The organism is Elizabethkingia bruuniana (genome assembly GCF_002024805.1).
In the GTDB taxonomy this organism is placed as follows: Bacteria; Bacteroidota; Bacteroidia; order Flavobacteriales; family Weeksellaceae; genus Elizabethkingia; species Elizabethkingia bruuniana.
In genome coordinates, this window is sequence record NZ_CP014337.1 from 902,954 (window position 1) to 925,203 (window position 22,250).

Here is a 22,250-nt window from a genome sequence, read left to right on the forward strand (position 1 = left end):
TTAAATAGTATTTATTTTCAATCTCTTTTTCCCGGTTAATAATTGTTGCATCAAACCTTTTTTCTGTTGTTTAATCGCTTCTATTTTCTTCTTTTGTAGTTCGATTTCCTTATCTGCTGTATTTAGTAACCGAACAATTTCCTTCTGCTCCTCAATTGGAGGTACGGGTATTTTGAGTTTTAGGAATTCAGATTGCCCTAACGTCTTGTTTCGCCCTGCACCACCGGGAGAAGCCAACTCTAATAAGTTTTTCCCTTTTGCTGATTTAAAAAAGTACAACAGGTAATCCAGATCTAAAACCCCTTCTTTAGGTTTGTACATAGGAAAACGATGTGAAGCTATCATTCCTCTCTCTGCTTCCGTTGTCTTTGCTATTGCTTGCTCCCATGCAAAAACAATATTTACAACAAAGCAATCGGGTTCTATCCAAAACACGGATTTGTTACCTAAACTTTTTCCTGTTACTGGTTCTTTATGAAAAATGCCTTTAGCATGAGATCTTATACCAATTTCTTGATAAAAAATTTCTTTCTCAGGAATAAAACCTGTTTTAACTTTAATAACTCCTTTTGCAAGCGGTGTTAAAACTACGTTCATTCCGATGTCAGAAGTCAATTTTAAAACAAGAGCACGTCTGCGATTTATAAAATTTTCAAGTAATTGCTCATTATATCTAATTGACCTATCCCAAGTAAATGAAAGTTTTGCAATTTCATTTTGCTCGTTAATTGGCGGCAACGCTATAGCTATTTCTTGAAATTCTGAAATCCACCGTCTTTTATGATCTTCAGTATTAATCTTTACTAGCTGAAGTCTCTCATATAAGAACTTTGTGTCGTTACCCGCCTTTGCTGTTAAAATTTTTATGGCTGAAGATTTAATTTTAAAGCGAAAGTCAATATACCTGCTAGCAGTAGTAAAATCGTCAAAAATTATTACAGGATTATCAGGGTTATATATACCATCCTGATCTTCGGTATAACCTAAAACAAAAGCTTTATTAGCTGTTAATACAGGCATGTTGTTCAAGTTGTTTACCTTGTTGATATTATTCGTTAAATATTTGCTCGGCTGTTCATATTCTAGAACCTCAAGTATTTCAACGATATTCCAATTAGAGGGAACTGTTCCTAATGGTGTTTTCTTATATCCAGTCTTTTTATCCATACTAGTATCCCAGATCTTTTAAATAGTTAGCCATTTCTGCTTCCACATCATCAATCTGTTGCTTTAGTGTATTAATCTCTGATTGTACCGCTTTAATATCCACCTCTTCCTCTTCTTCAAACGTATCCACATAGCGAGGGATATTCAGATTAAAATCGTTCTCTTTAATTTCGCTCAAGGGCGCTCGATAAGCATATTTGTCTTCAATTACACTACCTTTATCAGTAGCAAGAGGAACACTGATTTTAAAAGCTTTGTATGTTTCAACAATGTGTTTTATATCTATATCTCTCAGTTTGTTTTGATTTTTACCTGTTTCAAAACCTTTGCTCGCATCAATGAACAAAACATCTTTATTGGATTCCTTTGCTTTGTTGAAAATCAGAATAACAGCTGGAATACCAGTCCCGAAAAATAAGTTGGCAGGTAAACCAATGACAGCTTCTAATAAATTTTCTTCAATCAACTGCTGACGGATTTTACCTTCGCTGCTTCCCCTAAACAATACACCATGCGGCATAATCACTCCAACACGACCAATATCTTCATAAGTGGTTTCAATCATATGACTAATAAAGGCGTAATCACCTTTGCTTTTTGGAGGAACACCTCGATGGAAACGATTGTATTGATCAGCGACCGCATTTTCCGCTCCCCATTTATCTAATGAAAAAGGTGGATTTGCAGCCACAATATGAAACTTCATTAATTGATCACCTTCCAAAAGGCGTGGGTTATTTATGGTGTCTCCCCATTCAATGGTAGCGTTATCAATCTCGTGCAGAAACATATTCATACGAGCTAAAGCCCAAGTGCTTCCGTTTACTTCCTGTCCATATAAAGAAAAGTTTCCGGATCCTACTTCTTTGGATAGCTTAATCAATAAGGAGCCCGAACCGCAGGTTGGGTCATTTAATCTATTACCCGCTTCAGGAGTAAGGAGCTTCGCTAATAGGGTAGAAACCTCACTTGGGGTATAAAATTCTCCTGATTTTTTTCCTTCATCACCCGCAAACATTGAAATCAGGTACTCATAAGAATCACCGATCACATCATTACCTTCCAAATGCGAAGGCTGTAAATCCATTTCAGAAAAATCGACAAGCAAATTTTTCAGTCTTCTGTTACGGTCTTTTGTTTGCCCAAGATTTGATTCTGAATTGAACGTAATATTTCTGAAAACACCTGCTAATTTCAAGCGGTTGGAATCTTCAATTTGTTCCAGAACACGGTCGATTAAATCACCTAATTGTACATCATTACGATTTTCAAATAAATAATCGAAAGTTGCATTTTCAGGAAGCTTAAATCGTTCATTTGCCAAAGCCCGTTCTATACGCACATTATCACCTTTGTACTTTTCGGTGTAAAATGCTTTCTTGTCTTTCCATACATCAGAAACATACTTTACAAAAAGCATCGTCAGCACATAATCTTTATACTGTCCGCTACTTAACACTCCTCTGAATGAATCACAGGCTTTCCATACTATATTGTTAATCTCTTTTTGAGTGAGCTTCTTTTCCATTTTATTTTAAAATATCATTTATTACTGCTTGAAATAATTTATTTTTTTCGTCTATCAACCTTCCTGTCAAAGCTAATTCTGCTCGATGCAAATCACTTAGCTTGGCTATCTTTTTTTGAACTTCTAATGGAGGAAGAGGGATTTCTACTGCTTCGAGTTCATTTTTACGAATAGAAGGAATAGAGCTACCTGCACCAAGGGACTGAAAAAATGATTGATACTTAGTCGAATTAAAAATCGTAACCAAATAGTCTGAATCAACAAGATCAGACTTCGGCTTGATAACAAAAAAGATAGAGGAAGCAATTGCTTTTCCTGTATCAACACTGTATTTCCAAGCAAAATTTCGCATCCCTTTCCCCACAAATAAAACATCTCCCTCTTCTAAAAGATGGCTTTTGGACTTTTCTGTTATTTCAACCCATCCATCTCCATTACCATCAAACAGCCCAAAATCATTAAAATTTTTAGCCTGAAGATAGATAACTGCACCTTTTTCTTTTGGCTTGTCATAAAAGCCAAATTGCAAATGGGATATATCTTTTAATTGCATTTTCAATTTTGTATTCCGTTTCAAATTTAAGCAAATATACAGGATAATATTTAAATACACAAATATATTTCTTTGTAGATAGTTTCAAATAATAAAATTATCTTCCCTATTTCATGAAGAAGATCCAGCAATTCAGCCACTCACTGCCAAATCATTCCTTTGACTGCCACTTTATTATAACGCCCTGATTTCTGAAACACCTTTGTCCCGAAAGTCCGCAAGGTGCGGGATAACAATAACAAATTAATGTGTTTCAATTATGGAAAAACAGAGAAAAAAAGTTTTGCTGGCAGCCGTGGCAATTCTGTCAGGAATTGGTGCGTTCGCACAGGGAAACGGTTCGGCTGGCATCAACGAGGCTACTCAAATGGTAACGTCTTATTTCGACCCCGCAACCCAATTAATCTACGCCATTGGTGCGGTCGTGGGCTTGATAGGGGGCGTTAAGGTTTATAACAAGTTCAGTTCGGGCGACCCCGACACATCGAAGACTGCAGCATCCTGGTTTGGTGCGTGTATCTTCTTAATTGTTGCAGCTACCATCCTGCGTTCATTCTTCCTTTAATCCGTTGCCTTATGAGTAATTATAACATCAACAAAGGCATTGGGAGAACGGTGGAATTTAAAGGGCTGAAAGCACAATACCTGTTCATTTTTGCAGGCGGACTGCTCGGAACCCTTATCCTGGTCATGATACTTTACATGGCCGGGGTTAATTCCTACATCTGCCTTTTTCTTGGGGCAGGCGGTGCTTCGCTCATTGTATGGCAGACCTTTTCGCTGAACAGGAAGTACGGCGAACACGGGCTGATGAAAATTGGAGCCAATAAAAGGCATCCCCGCTACATCATCTGCCGCAAGCCTGTACACCGCTATTTAAAATTCACACCTAAACAGAATGCCGTATGAGAAATGTAGCAAAGACCACCACACTGGAAAACAAGTTCCCTTTGTTGGCAGTGGAGAACAACTGCATCTTATCCAAAGATGCGGACATTACCGCCTGCTTTGAAGTACGCTTGCCGGAATTGTTCACGGTAGCTTCTGCGGAATACGAAGCTATTCACTCCGCCTGGCACAAGGCTATCAAAACCTTGCCTGATTTTACGGTCATTCACAAACAGGATTGGTACATCAAAGAAAGCTATGCGCCCGATTTGGCAGAGGATAACCAAAGTTTTTTGGCAAAATCCTATCAACGCCATTTCAATGAGCGACCGTTCTTAAATCACTACTGTTACTTGTTCCTGACCAAGACCACTAAGGAAAGAATGCGGATGCAAAGTAATTTTTCATCGCTATGTAAAGGTACGCTGATACCAAAGGAAATCAGGAACAAGGAAACGATACACCGCTTTATGGAGGCGGTCGCCCAGTTTGAGCGTATCGTGAACGATAGCGGTTTTGTAACCCTGAAACGTCTGACCGAAGATGAAATCATCGGAACAGAAGATACACATGGATTACTGGAACAGTACCTCACGTTATCAAGGGAATCTGGAACACCAATGCAGGACATCGCACTCGGAACGGAAGAAGTCCGTATCGGAAACAAAAGGTTGAGCCTGCACACCTTGTCCGATACAGACGATTTGCCCGGAACGGTATCGGCTGATACCCGTTTTGAAAAGCTATCCACCGACCGGAGCGACTGCCGTTTGTCGTTCGCTGCTCCCGTGGGATTACTCCTTAGCTGTAACCATATCTACAACCAATATTTGTTTTTGGATAACAGCGAAGACAACCTGCAAAAGTTTGAAAAGTCCGCCCGCAATATGCACTCTTTGGCAAGGTATAGCAGGGCAAACCAAATCAACAAAGAGTGGATAGAAAAATACCTGAACGAAGCCCACAGCTTCGGTCTGTCGTCTATCAGGGCACACTTCAACATTATGGCGTGGTCGGAAGACCCTGCGGAGCTGAAACAGTTAAAGAACGATTGCGGTAGTGCATTGGCATTGATGGAGTGTAAGCCTCGCCACAACACTACGGACGTAGCCACTTTGTTTTGGGCTGGAATGCCCGGCAATGCAGGCGATTTTCCGAGTGAGGAAAGTTTTTACACTTTTATCGAACCTGCCTTGTGCTTCTTCACAGAAGAAACCAACTATCACAATTCGCCCTCGCCGTTCGGTATCAAGATGGCTGACAGGCTTACAGGAAAACCTATCCATTTGGATATTTCCGACCTGCCTATGAAGCGTGGGATTATCACGAACCGCAACAAATTCATTTTGGGGCCATCGGGTTCGGGAAAATCGTTCTTCACAAATCATATGGTAAGGCAATACTACGAACAGGGTGCTCACGTCCTGTTGGTGGATACAGGGAATAGTTATCAGGGCTTATGCGAACTCATCAAAGGAAAGACCAAAGGCGAAGACGGCGTGTATTTTACATACACCGAAGACAATCCCATTGCCTTTAACCCTTTCTATACCGATGATGGCGTGTTCGACATTGAGAAGCGGGAAAGTGTCAAGACTTTGATACTGACACTCTGGAAACGTGATGATGAACCGCCAACCCGTTCTGAAGAGGTTGCTCTTTCCAATGCCGTAAGCGGCTATATCGAACGTATCAAAACGGACGATGTTTACCCATCATTTAACGGTTTCTACGAGTATGTCAAAGGCGATTACCGCAAGGTACTCGAAGAAAAACAGGTAAGGGAAAAAGACTTTGACATTGCCAATTTCCTGAACGTACTCGAACCCTATTACAAGGGCGGCGAATATGATTATCTGCTCAACTCCGATAAGCAGTTAGACCTGCTTTCCAAACGCTTTATCGTGTTTGAAATTGATGCGATTAAAGACCACAAAATCCTCTTTCCCATAGTCACAATCATCATTATGGAAGTTTTCATCAACAAGATGAGGCGATTAAAAGGTATTCGCAAGCTCATTTTGATTGAAGAAGCCTGGAAAGCAATCGCAAAAGAAGGAATGGCGGAATACATAAAGTACCTCTTTAAAACGGTTAGGAAATTCTTCGGAGAAGCGATTGTCGTTACGCAAGAGGTAGATGATATTATCCAGTCGCCCATTGTAAAAGAAAGTATCATCAACAATTCCGACTGTAAAATCCTCTTAGACCAGCGTAAGTATATGAATAAATTCGATGACATACAGGCAATGTTGGGGCTTACAGATAAGGAAAAAAGTCAGGTACTTTCTATCAATATGAACAACGATGCAAGCCGACTGTACAAAGAGGTTTGGATTGGCTTAGGTGGTACGAACTCGGCAGTCTATGCCACCGAAGTTAGTTTGGAGGAATACCTCGCATACACCACCGAAGAAACCGAAAAAATGGAGGTAATGCAATTAGCTTCCGAATTGGACGGTAACGTAGAACTCGCCATTAAGCATATCGCAATGCAAAGGCGTGACAAAGCAAATCAATAGTCATTAACATTTTAAAATTCATAAAAATGAAAAAGTTCCTTTTTATGGTGTGTACGGCACTAATGCTCGCCGTAGCACCGTCCGCTAAAGCACAATGGGTAGTAAACGACCCCACAAATCTGGCATCGGGTATTCTCAACAGTGCGAATGAAATCGTACAGACTTCTTCCACGGTATCCAATGTAATTAAAAATTTCAAGGAAGTGGAAAAGGTGTATAAACAGGGTAAGGAGTATTACGACAAGCTACAAGCTGTAAATAATCTTGTAAAAGATGCACGTAAGGTACAGCAGACTGTATTGCTTGTCGGTGACGTATCCGAAATGTATGTTACCAACTTCGGTAAGATGATGAACGACCCGAATTTTTCTGCACAGGAATTGGCAGCTATCAGCAATGGTTATTCGGCACTTTTGAATGAAAGTACCGAACTGCTGAAAGAACTCAAACAGATTGTAACCTCATCAAGCCTTTCGCTGAACGACAAAGAGCGTATGGATATTATTGATAGAGTGTACAAAGAAGTAAAGGAATACCACAGCTTGGTACGCTACTATACCAATAAGAATATCTCTGTAAGTATTCTAAGAGCAAAAAAGCAGAACAATACCAAAAGAGTGCTTGACCTCTATGGAACTCCTAACCAAAAATACTGGTAGTTATGGAATTTCAAAATCTTCACGAAGTCCTACGCTCATTATATGATGAGATGCTCCCACTGTCCGCCGATATGGCGGCAGTGGCTAAAGGGATAGCCGGATTGGGGGCTTTGTTCTATGTTGCCATAAAAGTATGGCAGGCTTTGAGCAGGGCTGAACCCATTGATATGTACCCTTTGCTTCGTCCTTTCGCTTTGGGGCTTTGCATTATGTTTTTCCCAACTATCGTATTGGGAACAATCAATGCCGTGTTAAGTCCGGTGGTACAGGGTACTCACACAATCCTCGAAAATCAGGTGCTTGACCTCAACAATTTGCAGGCGAAAAAAGACCTGCTCGAACGGGAAGCTATGCTACGAAATCCTGAAACAGCCTATCTCGTATCAAATGAGGAATTTGATAAAAAGCTCGAAGAATTGGGCTGGTCGCCCGGCGATTTGATTACGATGTCGGGAATGTATATGGATAGGTTTGCCTACCAAACCGAACAAGCTATTAAGAATTGGTTTCGCAATCTGTTAGAGGTACTGTTTCAGGCAGCAGCTTTGGTTATTGATACCATAAGGACGTTCTTTCTCATTGTCCTGTCCATACTCGGGCCGATAGCCTTTGCGATAAGCGTGTGGGACGGTTTTCAGTCCACGCTCACGCAATGGCTGACCCGATACGTCAGCGTTTACCTGTGGTTGCCTGTGGCAGACCTGTTCAGCTCTATGCTTGCCAAAATACAATCCCTCATTATCGAAAAGGATATAGCAATGCTTGCCGACCCGACTTACATTCCTGATACCTCAAATACCGTGTACATCATCTTTATGATAATCGGTATCGTGGGCTACTTCACTATCCCAACGGTAACAGGCTGGATTATTCAGGCAGGCGGTGCAGGAAACTTTACCCGTAACGTAAACCAAGCCGCAATGAAAACCGGAAATATCGCCGGAGCAGGAACAGGTTCGGCAGTTGGAAATATCGGTGGCAAGTTAATGGGGAAATAAAAACAATCAAATCATTTAAAAATGGAATTTAAAACATTAAGAAATATCGAAAACAGTTTTAGGCAAATACGGCTGTATGCCATTGTATTTGCCGTTCTCTGCCTAAGCGTGGTAGGATTTTCACTTTGGAAATCTTACAGCTTTGCGGAAGAACAACGCCAAAAAATCTATGTGCTGGATAATGGAAAATCGTTGATGCTTGCCTTATCGCAAGATGCAAGTATCAATCGACCTGTGGAAGCAAGGGAACACGTCAGGCGTTTTCACGAACTCTTTTTTACGCTTGCTCCCGACAAGAACGCTATCGAAAGCAATATGAGCAGGGCGTTCAACCTTGCCGATAAATCAGCTTTTGATTATTACAAAGACCTGTCGGAAAAGGGCTATTACAGCAGGATTATTTCGGGGAATGTACAGCAACGCATTGAGGTGGATAGTGTCGTGTGCAATTTCGACACCTATCCTTATGCGGTGCGTACCTACGCCAAACAATTCATTATCCGTTCGAGCAACGTGACCAGGCGTAACCTGATTACTTCCTGCTATCTCGTGAACTCTGTCCGTTCGGACAACAACCCGCAGGGCTTCAACATCGAAAAGTTTGCAGTGATAGAAAACAGGGATATAGAAGTTATCGAACGCTAAAAAAACAATCTTATGGAAGCATTATCAGATTTAAACACGTTTGCAAAAATCCTTACCGATAAAGGATATAACGGCTATTTCCATACGCAGGGAGCGTATGCCGGAAAGTTGAAGGAAAGTATCGGCGAATACCTCGAAAACTGCCAAAAAGGTACAGATAGTTTGCCTAAACAGGACTTGTTGCTGACGGGCTACCTGCAATGGTCGGGCGAAGACAAGCCAAGTGTAGAATGCAGTATGTGGGTAAAATACCTGAACGGCAAATTCTCGCTCAACAGAATGGAGGTTGCAAGGAAAGACCAATTTGGGCAACTGCTGAAAAAATCGGAACTGACAAACCTGTCTGTAATATCCGTACCCAAAGCGGTTGAGGCAGTCGCTTTGGTCAATGAAGAACCGAAGCAAAAGGCAGGTCAAAGTCCTAAGCGTTTCAAGCTATAACAACAGAAATAGTAAGGTTATGAAAAAACTAAGAGCAAATATGGACAGGTACTTTGACAAACTGGACGAACGCTGGCGGGCATTGCCCTTGCGGAAACAGCACCAATACACACTTTACTTTTTTGTGGGGTATCTACTGCTTACGGCAGGGGTCATTTGCAAAGTATGGTACGATACCTCAAAGTCCGGTAACGATATGGTCATTGAGCATATCGAAAACCCTGTCCTCAAAAAAAGTGAAAGCCCTGCAAGATTGCAGGACACATTATCAACAATTCTAAAAAACAAGATTTATGAAAGAAAATGAGAACAAAAAGTCGGTTGTTCGGGTAACGGAAGGGAACCAGGCAGCAACCGCTGATGTACCGCAAGACGGTACACAGAACAAAGCCGAAAAGCTCAAAAAGCCGCTCATCTTTGGCTTAATGGGAATTGTCTTCGTAGGTTGTATGTACCTCATATTTAAACCATCCGCAGACAAAAAGGAAATCGAGAACATCGGGCTGAACGATGCAGTACCAGAGGCTACCGGAGCAGGAATGCCTGCCGACAAAGGCAAGGCTTACGAGTTGGAAATGCTGGAACGCAAAGAGCAAGAAAAACGCAATGCACTTACCACGCTTTCTGACTATTGGAATACTGAAGACAAAAAAGAGCCTAATGATGAATTTTCCGAAGAAGACGAAAGCAACAGCTATGGCGGTGGCAGAGGTTCGGGCAGAAACGGCAATCCGGCATTGAGCAGTTACCGCAATGCACAAAGCACATTGGGTTCATTTTATCAGGATAACAACTCGGAAACAACAGAACTCCGCAGGCAATTGGACGAACTAAAAGAACAATTAGCCGAGAAAGATGTGCCTAAATCTGTAACCGTTGATGACCAGCTTGCCCTAATGGAGAAATCCTACCAGATGGCGGCAAAGTATCTGCCAACGGGTACAAATTCGACAGAAGCTCCACCTGTTAAAAGTGCAGGTACAGCTACGACCGGTTCAACTCAAAAAGAACATTTTGTAGCGTTTACACCGACAAGGAAAAACACCGTTTCCGCTTTGTATCGTGAGCCTACGGACAGTGCCTTTTTAGCCGATTGGAGCGAAACAAGAAACCGGGGCTTTTATACCGCAGGTTCTATTGAGCAAACGGCACAACCGAAAAACAGTATCAAAGCCTGTGTACACGATGCACAAACGGTTATCGGCGAAACAGGGGTACGATTGCGATTGTTAGAGCCAGCCCAAACGCCCGGGCGTACCATTCCAAAAGGAACGATTGTAACAGCTAATGCCAAATTTCAGGGTGGACGATTACAGCTAAAAATTACCTCCGTAGAATTAGAGGGCAACATCATTCCGGTTGATATTACTATTTACGATTTGGACGGACAGCAAGGCTTGTACGTTCCGTATTCGCCCGAAATGAACGCCCTTACCGAAATGGCGGGCAATATGAGCCAGACTTCGGGAACAAGCATAATGCTCACGCAGAATGCAGGACAACAGGTTGCTGCTGATTTAAGCCGTGGCGTGGTACAGGGTGTTTCGGGCTATTTCGCCAAAAAGGTAAGAACCCCAAAGGTTACGCTAAAAGCGGGGCATCAGGTCTTCCTTGTATCTAAAAAATAATGTTGAACTCAAATAATTTAAACAATGAAAAATCATTTAAAAACCTTTTGGGCATTTGCCCTGATACTCGGCTTTGCCGTACAATCTTTTGCACAGGATAGTGCAAAAACTCCGCTTGCATTAGGCAAGATAGAACCGTATAGAATGGAAGTTACCTACGATAAAACTTCACATCTTATTTTTCCGACCGCCATTCGTTATGTGGATTTGGGAAGCGAATACCTGATTGCAGGAAAAGCGGAAGATGCGGAAAACGTGTTGCGTGTAAAAGCATCGGTAAGGGAATTTGAAGCGGAAACCAATTTTTCCGTAATCACGAATGACGGACGTTTTTACAGCTTCAATGTATATTACAGTTCCTATCCCGATGCGTTGAGCTATGACCTGCTTACGATGCAAAAGGCGGTAGATAAAGCCAACGGAAACGATGTGCTTTTTGAAGAATTGGGCAACAATTCGCCATCATTGGCAGGCTTGCTTTTGGAAACCATTTACAAAAAGGACAAACGTATTGTAAAGCATATCGGGGCTAAGAGTTTCGGTATTCAGTTTATCCTCAAAGGCATTTACATACACAACGGCAAATACTATTTCCATACGGAATTGAGAAACCGTACCAATGTGCCGTTTCAGATTGATTTTGTGAATTTCAAAGTGGTGGATAAAAAGGTAGCCAAACGTACCGTAGTGCAGGAACGCCCGATGATACCGCTTAGGACTTACAAGCCACTGGACGACATTGCCGGAAAAACAATCGAACAAAACGTCTTCCTGTTAGACCAATTTACCATTGCCGATGACAAGGTACTGCTGATTGAGATTTTCGAGAAAAACGGAGGCAGGCATCAAACGCTCCAGATAGAAAATTCCGACTTAATCAAAGCCCGTTTGATTAACGATATGCACCTGAAATTTTAATAACCTTTTAAAGTAAATAATATGAAAAAGTATATCTATACCGTGATGCTCATCTTTATGGCCATCACGGTCACACAGGCACAAAGAATGTTACCTAAACAGAAAGGATTGGAAGTGAGTACGGGTGTGCTGTCCAATGATAAAATCGGTGACGATTATTACATCAGTGCAGCAATGACCGTAAACGGCAAAAATGGTAACTATCAGCTTTGGGCGTTGGAATACACGCACCAATACCACGATTATAAAGACCTCCGCATACCGCAGGAAACTTATACCGCAGAGGGCGGTTACAGCTTCTTCCTCTTGGGCGATGCCCGTAAGAACATCACGCTGAACTTCGGAATAACAGGTGTAGTCGGTTACGAAAGTATCAACCGTGGCGAAGCAATGTTGTATGACGGAGCAAAAATTTTGAGCGAGGATAATTTTATCTATGGAGCAGGCGGTCGCCTCACTTTTGAAACGTATCTGTCCGACCGTTTTGTGTTAGTCCTGCAAGGGCGTACAAAGGTTTTGTGGGGTACAGACTTGGAACAGTTCCGACCGTCCGCAGGCGTGGGATTAAGGTTTAATTTTTAAAACGTAAAAACAATGATAGCAATATTCAATAAATTCAGGATAGGATTAAGCTCAATATATGTACTCTTGGCAATCCTCACAGCTTCGGTTACGTTGGTATCTTGTAGCAAAGACGATGAACTCGAAATACAGAACGATTTCCCTTTTGAGGTCAAAGTAATGCCTGTACCCAAAGATGTTGCCAGTGGGCAGACCGTAGAGATACGGATTACCATACAGCGAACAGGCAATTACAGCAATACGCAATATTTTCTCCGCTACTTCCAATTTGACGGTCAAGGCACATTGCGGTATTATGACGAACCACCGTATTTGCCAAACGATTTGTATTCGTTGCCAACGGAGCAGTTCCGGTTGTATTACACTTCGGCATCTACCGTTTCACAATCTTTTGATGTGTGGATTTCAGACAGCTTTGGGAATGAAAAGCAGTTGAGCTTTCAGTTCAACAGTAGTGATTAATGCTACTTATATAAAAGCAAAACCGACTGTTACAGGTCGGTTTTTTGCTTTTCAGCTTTCGGTGTACGTTGTTTTTTGTTTAAATTTACTTGAATTATAATCTTAACGGGTATGGATACAGTTACGGCTCAATTGGTGTTTGGTATTATTGTTATCGTTATTGCGATAGTGCTTATTTATTGGATAAACCGCAGGAAATTTTACAGGCGTAATGGTATGGGTGCAGAGGGATTTTCGAGTTTTGAAGCATCTGTATTTACCCGTTTTATAGAACGTATCGGCAAATGGATTGCCTATGCTTTAATTGTTGTCGGTATTGTCTGTATATGGACTTACAGCCAAATGAAAAAGGAAAAGGAACTGCAAAAAGTGGAGATACAAAACCCTCGATAATCAATCTGCTCATTCAAGTTGCCACTTAAGATATTTGTATAATTTTGTAGTATCTTAAACAGCTTTAGGCAAAATATAATTTGAATGAAACTACGAATTGAAAATTGGATTGATAATAATAATTTTTCAGAAGATGTAAATGTACTATTTACAGATGCCGTTACTTGCTATAAAGCTGGAGCGAATAGAGCCTCATTATTATTTTCATATTTGGCTTTTCTGACGATACTGAAGGAAAGAATAATTGGAGGAACTAAACCAAACTTATTTCCCCAAGGGGAATGGGACAAAATAATCTCAAAATTACAAAATGAAGACTTGTGGGAAGCAAGTGTATTTGATTCAACTCAACAACAAGAAAAAACTGACCAGACTACAAAAGAACGCACTAAAGACCCAATATTTAACCTTAATGACAATCTACGATTACAAATAAAATATTGGAAAGATAGAAGGAATGACTGCGCTCATTACAAGGATAATATTATAGACACTTTTCATATTGAGGCTTTTTGGGCATTTATAGAGAGTAATATGTCCAAAATAACAATAGAGGGTGGAATGCAATCTCTGATAAATAAAATTCATAAACATTTTGACCCAACTATTACTCCACCGGATAAAGACATTTCTCCATTAATTCAAGAGATTGAATTTTCAGTAGAAAGGTCAAAATTGAAACATTTTTGGGAAGCATTATTAAATAATGGAGAATGGGATTTCGACTTATCTATAAGGAAACAGGAACTAATTAGTAAAAGTTTAGAGGTAAATAAAGGTTTTGTAAACGATAGTTTGATTGCTATTGTCAAAGCCAATAAGTATTATTTAAAAGACTTTCTGTCGAACCATCCTGATAAAATTTTGAGCTTTAATTTTAATGAGGAAGAAGTCCGAAAATTTTGGAAAACACAATTAACTTCTTGCAACAACATTTTAGGATTATATACTTCTTTTTTAAGAAATGGTTTAATCCCACAAAATGAAATAGCAGAAGCAAATAAAACTATATTAAATGCTATAAGAGAATATTCTCCAACCATCAATGAGCATCAGATATTATCAGGAAATGGCATCTTAGATACTTTTAAACAAGTGATTTTAAACAACATTAGTTTTATTGGGTATAAGTCATATTTATGGGTAAACGATAGAGCTGATATTATTTCCGGAATAATCAAAAATTGCCCGTCCGATAAGGATATAATTATGAGATTAGTTGAGCACTATAATCAACGAGATAATTCTGATTGGTTATTGGAAAGATTTAATAATATATTTATTGATGGTAGTACCATTACCATTGAATATAAAAATATTTTGCAAACTGATAATGTAGAGATACCAGAGAAATTAAAAAAATACTTTGCTTAAATATTGTGAATAAGCAATATCAAATCGGATAGCCAAAAGGTTATCCGATTTTTTGTTTACAGAGGTAGTAAACCGCCAAACACTACCTTTCAACGCCAATCAATACTACATTTTCCAACCCTGTAACACCCCTTAATATCTTCGACTTCCACAGAAAAAATGAGCAAAAAATGGAAGTTATCGCAATACAAAAATCCGCATTGGACGGAATGAAAAATGAGCTAAGGGAAATTTTGGAAATGACCGAAAATGCTGTACGGAAATACACGCCGATTTTCAAAGAAGAGCAATGGCTCGACAACCAGGAAGTGTGTTTGATGATGAACATTACCAAACGGACTTTGCAGACCTATAAGGACAAAGGCTTATTGCCATATTCCAAACTGAACCGCAAGAATTATTATAAACGCTCGGACGTACAGGCTTTACTCGAAGCCGGACAGCCGTACAATACCAACGACAATGGATTTACTGACGAATGAAACGGAAGAAATCATCGCCCATCAGGAAATGATAATGCAGTTGAGAAACCGTATTGAAGAAATATTGAAAAACTACCGTCCTGTAATGAACGGAGAAATATACTTGTCGGGCGAAGATGTATGCAAGCTGCTCCATATCAGCAAACGGACTTTACAGCAATACCGTGACGATAATATCCTGCCGTTTATACAAATTGGGGGCAAGATAATCTATAAGGAAAGTGATATTCTGACCGTCTTAGAACAGAACTATATAGCCAATGACAGACATTGCTTGTAATTAATTTTGTTCTGACTATGTTTCAACGGAAGGACTTTAGTATATTTGCTATGTAAAATATAACAATACTTAAAGTGTTTTTGCTTTAGGTCTTGGTACTGAAAACTGGTAATTTTTTGTATCCCCAAGACAATAAGTAAGAACGCTCACGTCATAGGCGTGGGCGCTCGCTTATTCGGGGATTAAGGCGTACCAGTGCCTCAGTATCGGTAAGTGTGGTTGCCTGCGCTTCTTTTTTTTGTGCAGGGCTACATCAACTCAAAAAAGTAATGATATGGAAACTGGTACAGCACAAAAAAAAATTACCCTCGCCTTTATCAATGATAAAAGCCCGATTTTGGATTTGACCTGCAACGACCTCGCTGCTTCAGGAATTGAAGTATCGTTCCGCTCTGAAAACATTGAAGACGGACTATCCCAATTATCAGCATTAAAAACACTCCCCAACGTTTGTATTATTGACCTTGATTTTTACAATAAGAATGTGCTGGCACAGCTTCAAGAATTGAGAACACAATATCCAACCATTAAACTGATTGCACATAGTGATGCAGAAAAAGCCGTAAAATCTCTTTTAGAAATCGGTTTTGCAGGTTATCTGCTCATAGGTAGTGATGTGGACGATTTTAAAAAAGCTATTGATGTTGTTACCAATGGCGATAGATATTTTAGTGTGGGAGTAGCGGAAATTACACAGGAATATTTCAGCAATAAGTAACGTTCCAATTATAATAGTGTAAAATATCTGTTCTAATCAAGCGGCGTTCTTTTGCTTCTTTTCTTTGGTCGCTTATGTGAAAAGAAAAGAAGTCACTGCATACCTAATCATTGGGATAATGAATATCCCATACAATAATGTCGCAACCTGTTTGGTAAAATGTAAGGAAAGGGAATTGCGCAGGAGTGCATTTTAACAAAGGGGTTGCACCGATTTGATGCAAAAAGACTGCCCCGACCATCGGGAGGATCTGTCTTTTTGCCGCCCGACTTTTCGGGTCAGGCGACTTTTATCGGGTGGGTGCGGAAGTCTTTCAGATTGTGAAAAAATCCTTTGTATTCGGTCATTCCCCTGCGGAACAAGTTCCACAACAAGGAACAACCCATTTGTGTCAATGATGAATTGATAAACAAGTCCTGGTGTTCCAACGCTTCGGCAAGTGAGCAACTTGGCGTGTTGTCCTCTTGTTCGGATTGCTTCAGCAATTCGCCAAATTCATCGGTAACAAATGGCAGGCTTGCCACCGTTTGGTATTTCTCTGAATTGGGTTGCTTTATCTCTCCGATAGTAGATAGTAGCACTTGTCCTGTATCTTGGCTGTTGCCAAAATCCAACCAATATTTTGGTTCATCTTGGTAGTGTCTGCGGTAACTTATTTCTTTAAGAATTTCAGCAACACCAAATCTTGCCTGTACATTATCCACACAAGTAATAGTAATGATTGCCCTTGCTTTTTCGGGCATTCTGCCAAACTTATCCTTTTCAAATTTTACCGTTTCGGCTTTCCAATTTGTACCGATGCAACGATTGATACGGTTTATCAGAGCAACGGATTTATGCAATCCTGTTTCGCATTCAAAAAATCGCTGTCTGCCTAAATTGGCATTCGTGATAACATCATCGTCCCAAAGGCGGACTTGCAACCCTGCGTGTCCTAATGCTATCAAGCTCTCGTTAATTTCCATTAAAGCGGTCAGTACCTTAGAGCCTGTGCCACCTGCTCCGATAAGGTTTACCGAAATCGGATTGGTCGGATTGAGCAGATAATTGTCCGTAAAATGGATTGCTGTTTTTGCTGTATTCATCACAATAGATTTTTAAGGGTTTTGTTATTCTTTTTTAATACTTCTTTCGGAAAGGGTTTATCTGTGCTGATAAGGTCTTTCCAAAGGTTTACAATGTTTTTTTTCGTCAAGTTTTCGCATAATGAATGGCTGAAATAGGAATTGAAAAAATAATGTTCCCACGCGCGGGTAAATTCCTCAACCGAAGCCGAATTTTTAATGTCAATACTAACAGTACCCATACATACGTTGCCCTTTTCGTAGATATTGAAAAATGGGACGTAATGCAATGGCGTTTTCTCGGTAGGTCTTCTGTCGCTTGCCAAAGCAAATACAGTAAGACTGCTTTTGCTCGCTAACCAAAGCATTGGTGGTACTTGTGCCTTTCCGTTGGGTATGCCCAAACTATCTACAAAATACAGTTGTCTTTGCTGTGCTTTCGTGTACCATAGCACCGTACCTTTTTCGCTCGGACTGATATGCAGAATATTGGTCGGCAAAATTCCATTTGGCTTTAAAAAAGCTGTGTTCTTTTCTTCATCGGTCTGTAAAGCCTTTGCCAATACGTTGGCTTCTTTTACTGTCAATGGGTGGGCATTGGTAGGCGTTCCGTTGCTATCCATATCGAAATGCTCCACGTACATTGCTGTATCTGTGCCTTTGGTTTCGTAGAATACCAAAGCGGATTTTGGATAATACAATGTACCGAAATCTTTGGTTATGTCGTTTACGGTGTTCATTTTTCTGTTGTTTTATAGTCATACAATAGGGTACAGAGGTCGTCCAATACGGCAAACAGACGGTTCTCAAAATCGAGGTTATTTGTCTTTGTTTTACTGCCGTCAAAGGATTTGCAAATGGTCGGTTCTTCCAATACTCCGCACTCGTTAAACTCGTTGTTGATGCTGTCTTTAAGGCTTTCATATAACCAACCTTTGGTATCGGAAATAAAAGAGATATACTTTTCCATTCCGATTGCTTCGGTTTCGTAATCATCATTATAGGGGTCTTCTTCGGGCAATGGTGCATTTCTGAAAATGGGTGCGTTCGGATATTCCGTATAAAGGGCAAAGGCATTACAAGCTATCTGCCAACATTTCCTGTCGAATATATCAACGCTTTTAAATCGGCTCAAACGCTGTTCAAATACCTTTAAATTGATACGGTTAAATAGCTTCTGTTCTATATTATCGCCAATATATTCTGCATTTCTTAACTCACTTTTATACGTTTCGGTTTCGCCCGTTTCTTCGTCCTGTTCTACCCAATCTTTATGCGTTTCATATAGCCAATACAAATAGCTGTCTTCTTGCCTGTAATACGGTACATCGGCAATATGGTACAGATAACTGCATACTGATATTAAAAGCTGTGCAGTCTTTTTACGCTTCGGGTCTTTGAGCATTTTAAAGAGTGGTGCAATAGGAATATAATACAAGGTTGTGCCTGTATTGTATCGTTCCTCACTTGTGAAGTAGGTTTTCTTACTGTCCTGTAGCAATTTGAAACTATCCCAATTGATATTGGTACGTTTTACTTTGGTTTCCACATCCCACATAGCCAATGCCATATTGTAGGGAAAATCAAAATCTTGGGTCTGCATTGGCTCAATGCTGTAATGTTCGGCAAGTCGGGAAAGGGACTTGTAAAAATCCCTCTCCGTTTTCTGACAAGCCTGTACGGATTGTGCTGTTTTCAGTTTAGGCAGAAACGTACACTTTAGAATACCATTGGTAGCATTGCTATCGGTACGGATTTCTGCTTGTCTTTCTGCACTTGGTTTGCGTCCTTTGGTCTTTGTAGCCAATTTGCGAACCCGCCCAACTGTCGGTGTAACTGTTGTTGTCGTTTCTGTTCGGGTATGCTGATAATTCCCGATATGATATTGCGTTGCATAATTCATCGTTTTATAATTTTTGTTTAACCTTTCGTACCCATTACGCTTTCAAATTTGTACTCTACCACATCATCTTTGATTTGCGGTGCGGATGCTTTTGCTGTTGTCAAAATCGGGTACATATTGGCGTAAAAATTCATTACGGCTTCCACGCTCCAACGTGGTTCTGGGTCGGTCAATCTGATGTCCTGTCCTTTATCATTGAGGATAAATACTCGCTCTAATTGGGTTGCTAATAACATAATGGTCGTTTTTAAGTGTTAATACTGTTCTTCTTCGTCCGCTTCATCAATAGGATAATCGGCAGTAACTTCTTCCTCTTTTTGCGGTTCGGGTTTTGCTTCTTCCATTGCTCCGAAAAGGCTTGGTGTGGCAAACTTGTCGGACAATGATGTTTTACGTTTGCGTATCTCGTCCGCTTTTTCGGGGAACTCCGTTATATCGGGTACTTTTATCCACGCTTCACGGAATTTGCCCTCTTTCTCCAACTCGTCAGCCTTTGCCATAGCATCTTTAAACTTCTTGTCTTTGGCTTCTTTCTCCTTTTTGGCTTTCTCGGCTTTTTCCTTTTCTATTGCGGAATGCTTTTTAACTTCTTCCAATTGCTTTAGGAATTTTTCCATATCCACCATTAAGCCCGATACCTTTTGTATAGGTGTTGTTATCTGTTCAAAAAATCCCTCGTCAAACTCTTGGGGCGTGGCATTAAAGGTCAATGGGGGAATACCGTTTTTGGCACTATCTCCGCATTCTTCGTTGTTGAGCAATACAGTTACAATTAAGTTGCTTTCTATTCCTTTTGAAATGTTCAGTTGTAAAACTCCTGTAAAGTCCAACTGCTGTATCTGATTGAAAAAATTTGTGTTCATTGTTCTAAAATTTTAAAGTTTCGTCTAATCGTTTTTTTATTGCTTTTAGTTTCTCGTACATATCTGCCCAATAGACTTTTTTCCTTTTATCGAACTCGGAGAAACTTTTATCCTCGTGGCGGTATTCTTTGTATTGCCTTGCTATTTTGATGGCTTCTTTGAGGTTTGTTATTTCAATGGGGCAACTGTTCAAATCTGTTACTTGCATAGCTTTATGAGTGTGATTTTTCAGCGGTATAAAATCCATTTTCATAATAGCCAAATAGCTGTTCCCAAAGTCGTATTAGGCTGTCGGTATCTACATAGAAATACTCGGTTCTACTGCAATAGATGATGTAAATAGCTTCATCCCTGTATTGCGTTTCAAGGCTCTTGTCTTTAGCCATACTTTTTGCTTCCTCTATTGTTTTTGCTTTCATATCCGTTGTTTTATAAGGCTACCACCGATTAAGGCGGTAGCCTGTTGTTATTTAATTAAGGTTTAGGATTTCCGCACCATCTAAGGCAAAACCACTACACAATTCAAATGCTTTTTGTGATTTGAGTTGGGCAGTACCACCCAATACAATGCTCTGCAACTTGGCTTCATCGTTCTTATAATTTCTTACGTTCTGATAGTAGCCTGTAACAGCGTTGTACGCTCCGAACAATGTGCCTTTGGTAGTGTCCATTTGCTGTGTATCGCTTATCATTGCATACGCAAAAGCATCCTCAACGACATTTTTGAACACAGTGGAAATTTCATCTTCCGCACCTTTTTTGATGAGGTCAAGCGTTTCCTTGTTTGGGCAAAGTGCCAACTGTATTAGCTTTCTTACCTCTCGGTCTGATACCTTTACTTTTGCCCATTCGTTGAAAATGCCCTCTAATTGGTTGCTCAATGTGTTGGCAAGTCCCATAATCTTGTGAGCGTTCTCGATACGTTGTTTTGCCCCCGAAGTGTGCTTGATACGGACAACATTGGTCATACTGCGTAACGAAGCGTTTAAGGTATTTTGACAAACAATTCTGATAGGTGTAAATGCGGCTGTGATACTTCCGCTACCATCGTGCGAAGTGGTTAGGAAAATGTACTTTTCCGTAACGTCATCCCCTTTACCTACTCGGATATAGTCGGGCAATTTGGCTGTGATAAAAATACGTTCTCCGTTGCCTAACGCTCCTGCGGTTTCGTACAGAATGCCCTCGCCACCGCCTACAATCGCATCAAAGAAATTAAAGGCTTCACGGTTCTGTACAATGTGGTAATCCTTGCCGACTACGCCCAATACTGCATTGTTATCGGTGCGTATGTTGGCGAAATAGTTGGGTACTTCTAATTCGCTACTGCCTATCTCTATGCCGTTGGCAGTTTCGATAATGCCCGAACCTTTGGTAAATAGTGGAGATTTTACGACTTCGTAATCTAACCCTGCGTATTTGATAGCTTCCTCGCTTGTCGGGTATTGCTCCACGATTTGTCCCAAGTTGTGCCACGCTTTTTGCTGAACGCTGAAAAATGAATAACGTCCTGTTCTCTCGTTGAAATTGATATTATGTGCCATAATACTTAAAATTTGATGTTAAAAAATGATTGAATACTCGTTGTTAAAATGGGAGGTCGTCATCTACTCCCTGTGTTGTAAATCCGTTACTTTCAGATTGTGCAGTAGCCTGTACGGTTTCGGCTCTCCTGCCTCCTGCAAGCGGTTTGAAGTCGGAGGTATGAAAGTTCAAACCTGCCTTTGCTTCTCCGTCTTTGCCTACCCACGCTCTTGTGCTTACCCTGCCAGTCAGTTCTACCAATAGACCTTTAGTGAGTATCTTCACTGCGTTCGGGGTTCTCCAATATGAGCAGTCGAAATAGGCGGTTTGTTCCACTCGTTCGCCCTGTTTGGTTTTGTAGCTGTCGTTTACCGCTACTGAAAAGTTTACTACTTGTTTTCCGTTTGACGTTGTGCGTACTTCCGCATCCCTTGTCAGTCTTCCTGTGATGTTCATAATCGTCCTGTTTTAAAAGTTTTACATTTTGTTACGTTCGCTTTTCTCGTTTCCTGCTTCCTGTTGTGGTTTGCTCCGCTTCGCTTCGCATAATTTTTTCCAAAAGAAAAACCGGAAAAAAGAAAGCAGATAATCCAAGCGGGCAACAGCGAAGACCAAGAAAAAAAATGATTTAATGGGGGTTCCTTTAGGGGGAAACCGT

The 22,250-nt window shown here is 40.5% G+C and carries 29 protein-coding genes; 17 read left to right on the top strand and 12 right to left on the bottom strand.

Going from position 1 to position 22,250, the window contains the following annotated elements; translation table 11 throughout:
• Genes AYC65_RS04320 through AYC65_RS04330 form a run of 3 tightly spaced genes read right to left on the bottom strand, consistent with a single transcriptional unit; the run spans window position 1 to window position 3,248 of the window.
• On the bottom strand, window positions 1–1,167 hold the full coding sequence (locus AYC65_RS04320; RefSeq protein ID WP_055133792.1) for a restriction endonuclease subunit S: 1,167 nt from the start codon (window positions 1,165–1,167) through the stop codon (window positions 1–3).
• Window position 1,168: 1 nt separating this feature from the next.
• The gene (locus tag AYC65_RS04325; RefSeq protein WP_055133791.1) at window positions 1,169–2,695 is read right to left on the bottom strand and encodes a type I restriction-modification system subunit M; all 1,527 of its coding nucleotides are present in this window, start codon (window positions 2,693–2,695) and stop codon (window positions 1,169–1,171) included.
• 1 nt (window position 2,696) lies between these two features.
• Entirely contained in the window at window positions 2,697–3,248 is a 552-nt protein-coding gene (locus AYC65_RS04330) for a restriction endonuclease subunit S (RefSeq protein WP_055133790.1), read from the bottom strand.
• A gap of 259 nt (window positions 3,249–3,507) precedes the next feature.
• Between AYC65_RS04330 and AYC65_RS04335 the strand changes: the two genes are divergently transcribed.
• The 17 genes from AYC65_RS04335 (at window position 3,508) to AYC65_RS04415 (ending at window position 16,238) form a co-directional block, all read left to right on the top strand.
• Window positions 3,508–3,813 (top strand): DUF4134 domain-containing protein, encoded by a 306-nt coding sequence (locus AYC65_RS04335; RefSeq protein ID WP_055133789.1) that lies wholly within the window; start codon window positions 3,508–3,510, stop codon window positions 3,811–3,813.
• Between the two features lie 11 nt (window positions 3,814–3,824).
• Window positions 3,825–4,157: a DUF4133 domain-containing protein gene (locus AYC65_RS04340; RefSeq protein WP_055133788.1), complete on the top strand. Its 333-nt coding sequence runs from the start codon at window positions 3,825–3,827 to the stop codon at window positions 4,155–4,157.
• On the top strand, window positions 4,154–6,658 hold the full coding sequence (locus AYC65_RS04345) for a TraG family conjugative transposon ATPase (protein ID WP_059333819.1): 2,505 nt from the start codon (window positions 4,154–4,156) through the stop codon (window positions 6,656–6,658). The genes AYC65_RS04340 and AYC65_RS04345 overlap by 4 nt, the downstream gene beginning before the upstream one ends.
• Window positions 6,659–6,684: 26 nt before the next feature.
• Window positions 6,685–7,317, top strand: a complete 633-nt coding sequence (locus AYC65_RS04350) for a DUF4141 domain-containing protein (RefSeq protein ID WP_078674658.1) — start codon at window positions 6,685–6,687, stop codon at window positions 7,315–7,317.
• Between the two features lie 2 nt (window positions 7,318–7,319).
• Window positions 7,320–8,315 (top strand): conjugative transposon protein TraJ, encoded by a 996-nt coding sequence (traJ, locus tag AYC65_RS04355; protein ID WP_059333820.1) that lies wholly within the window; start codon window positions 7,320–7,322, stop codon window positions 8,313–8,315.
• Window positions 8,316–8,336: 21 nt separating this feature from the next.
• Complete coding sequence (gene traK, locus AYC65_RS04360; RefSeq protein ID WP_059333821.1) at window positions 8,337–8,960, top strand: conjugative transposon protein TraK; 624 nt, start codon at window positions 8,337–8,339, stop codon at window positions 8,958–8,960.
• 12 nt (window positions 8,961–8,972) lie between these two features.
• Window positions 8,973–9,401: a hypothetical protein gene (locus AYC65_RS04365; protein WP_059333822.1), complete on the top strand. Its 429-nt coding sequence runs from the start codon at window positions 8,973–8,975 to the stop codon at window positions 9,399–9,401.
• Window positions 9,402–9,441: 40 nt separating this feature from the next.
• Window positions 9,442–9,708: a nitrogen regulatory IIA protein gene (locus tag AYC65_RS04370; RefSeq protein ID WP_446175693.1), complete on the top strand. Its 267-nt coding sequence runs from the start codon at window positions 9,442–9,444 to the stop codon at window positions 9,706–9,708.
• Window positions 9,695–11,029, top strand: coding sequence for a conjugative transposon protein TraM (gene traM, locus AYC65_RS04375; protein ID WP_059333823.1), 1,335 nt, complete (start codon window positions 9,695–9,697; stop codon window positions 11,027–11,029). The genes AYC65_RS04370 and traM overlap by 14 nt, the downstream gene beginning before the upstream one ends.
• A gap of 24 nt (window positions 11,030–11,053) precedes the next feature.
• Window positions 11,054–11,947: a conjugative transposon protein TraN gene (gene traN, locus AYC65_RS04380; protein ID WP_059333824.1), complete on the top strand. Its 894-nt coding sequence runs from the start codon at window positions 11,054–11,056 to the stop codon at window positions 11,945–11,947.
• Window positions 11,948–11,968: 21 nt separating this feature from the next.
• Entirely contained in the window at window positions 11,969–12,529 is a 561-nt protein-coding gene (locus AYC65_RS04385; protein ID WP_059333825.1) for a conjugal transfer protein TraO, read from the top strand.
• A 12-nt stretch (window positions 12,530–12,541) separates the two neighbouring features.
• Complete coding sequence (locus AYC65_RS04390) at window positions 12,542–12,991, top strand: DUF3872 domain-containing protein (RefSeq protein ID WP_059333826.1); 450 nt, start codon at window positions 12,542–12,544, stop codon at window positions 12,989–12,991.
• Between the two features lie 111 nt (window positions 12,992–13,102).
• A complete protein-coding gene (locus tag AYC65_RS04395) occupies window positions 13,103–13,384 on the top strand; it encodes a hypothetical protein (RefSeq protein WP_019974907.1) in 282 nt (93 codons plus the stop codon).
• An 84-nt stretch (window positions 13,385–13,468) separates the two neighbouring features.
• The gene (locus tag AYC65_RS04400) at window positions 13,469–14,758 is read left to right on the top strand and encodes a hypothetical protein (RefSeq protein ID WP_059333827.1); all 1,290 of its coding nucleotides are present in this window, start codon (window positions 13,469–13,471) and stop codon (window positions 14,756–14,758) included.
• 170 nt (window positions 14,759–14,928) lie between these two features.
• The gene (locus AYC65_RS04405) at window positions 14,929–15,240 is read left to right on the top strand and encodes a helix-turn-helix domain-containing protein (protein WP_019974909.1); all 312 of its coding nucleotides are present in this window, start codon (window positions 14,929–14,931) and stop codon (window positions 15,238–15,240) included.
• Window positions 15,221–15,520 carry a helix-turn-helix domain-containing protein gene (locus AYC65_RS04410; RefSeq protein ID WP_019974910.1) on the top strand — a complete coding sequence of 100 codons (300 nt, stop codon included), beginning with the start codon at window positions 15,221–15,223 and terminating at the stop codon, window positions 15,518–15,520. Before AYC65_RS04405 ends, AYC65_RS04410 begins: the two co-directional genes overlap by 20 nt.
• A 274-nt stretch (window positions 15,521–15,794) precedes the next feature.
• A complete protein-coding gene (locus tag AYC65_RS04415) occupies window positions 15,795–16,238 on the top strand; it encodes a response regulator (protein WP_059333828.1) in 444 nt (147 codons plus the stop codon).
• A gap of 278 nt (window positions 16,239–16,516) precedes the next feature.
• On the opposite strand, the gene AYC65_RS04420 is transcribed toward AYC65_RS04415, so the two are convergent.
• The 9 genes from AYC65_RS04420 to AYC65_RS04460 are packed head-to-tail and all read right to left on the bottom strand — an operon-like array spanning window position 16,517 to window position 22,048.
• The gene (locus tag AYC65_RS04420) at window positions 16,517–17,323 is read right to left on the bottom strand and encodes a PRTRC system ThiF family protein (protein ID WP_059333829.1); all 807 of its coding nucleotides are present in this window, start codon (window positions 17,321–17,323) and stop codon (window positions 16,517–16,519) included.
• Window positions 17,323–18,042, bottom strand: coding sequence for a PRTRC system protein B (locus AYC65_RS04425; protein ID WP_059333830.1), 720 nt, complete (start codon window positions 18,040–18,042; stop codon window positions 17,323–17,325). The genes AYC65_RS04420 and AYC65_RS04425 overlap by 1 nt, the downstream gene beginning before the upstream one ends.
• On the bottom strand, window positions 18,039–19,205 hold the full coding sequence (locus AYC65_RS04430; RefSeq protein ID WP_059333831.1) for a hypothetical protein: 1,167 nt from the start codon (window positions 19,203–19,205) through the stop codon (window positions 18,039–18,041). The genes AYC65_RS04425 and AYC65_RS04430 overlap by 4 nt, the downstream gene beginning before the upstream one ends.
• A 17-nt stretch (window positions 19,206–19,222) precedes the next feature.
• Window positions 19,223–19,441, bottom strand: a complete 219-nt coding sequence (locus tag AYC65_RS04435; RefSeq protein WP_059333832.1) for a PRTRC system protein C — start codon at window positions 19,439–19,441, stop codon at window positions 19,223–19,225.
• An 18-nt stretch (window positions 19,442–19,459) separates the two neighbouring features.
• Entirely contained in the window at window positions 19,460–20,068 is a 609-nt protein-coding gene (locus AYC65_RS04440) for a PRTRC system protein E (RefSeq protein ID WP_059333833.1), read from the bottom strand.
• 4 nt (window positions 20,069–20,072) lie between these two features.
• The gene (locus AYC65_RS04445) at window positions 20,073–20,276 is read right to left on the bottom strand and encodes a hypothetical protein (RefSeq protein ID WP_059333838.1); all 204 of its coding nucleotides are present in this window, start codon (window positions 20,274–20,276) and stop codon (window positions 20,073–20,075) included.
• A gap of 4 nt (window positions 20,277–20,280) precedes the next feature.
• The gene (locus tag AYC65_RS04450; RefSeq protein WP_078674659.1) at window positions 20,281–20,487 is read right to left on the bottom strand and encodes a DNA-binding protein; all 207 of its coding nucleotides are present in this window, start codon (window positions 20,485–20,487) and stop codon (window positions 20,281–20,283) included.
• 51 nt (window positions 20,488–20,538) lie between these two features.
• Complete coding sequence (locus AYC65_RS04455) at window positions 20,539–21,612, bottom strand: DUF932 domain-containing protein (RefSeq protein WP_078674660.1); 1,074 nt, start codon at window positions 21,610–21,612, stop codon at window positions 20,539–20,541.
• A gap of 43 nt (window positions 21,613–21,655) precedes the next feature.
• The gene (locus AYC65_RS04460; RefSeq protein ID WP_019974919.1) at window positions 21,656–22,048 is read right to left on the bottom strand and encodes a single-stranded DNA-binding protein; all 393 of its coding nucleotides are present in this window, start codon (window positions 22,046–22,048) and stop codon (window positions 21,656–21,658) included.
• Window positions 22,049–22,250 lie beyond the last annotated feature (202 nt).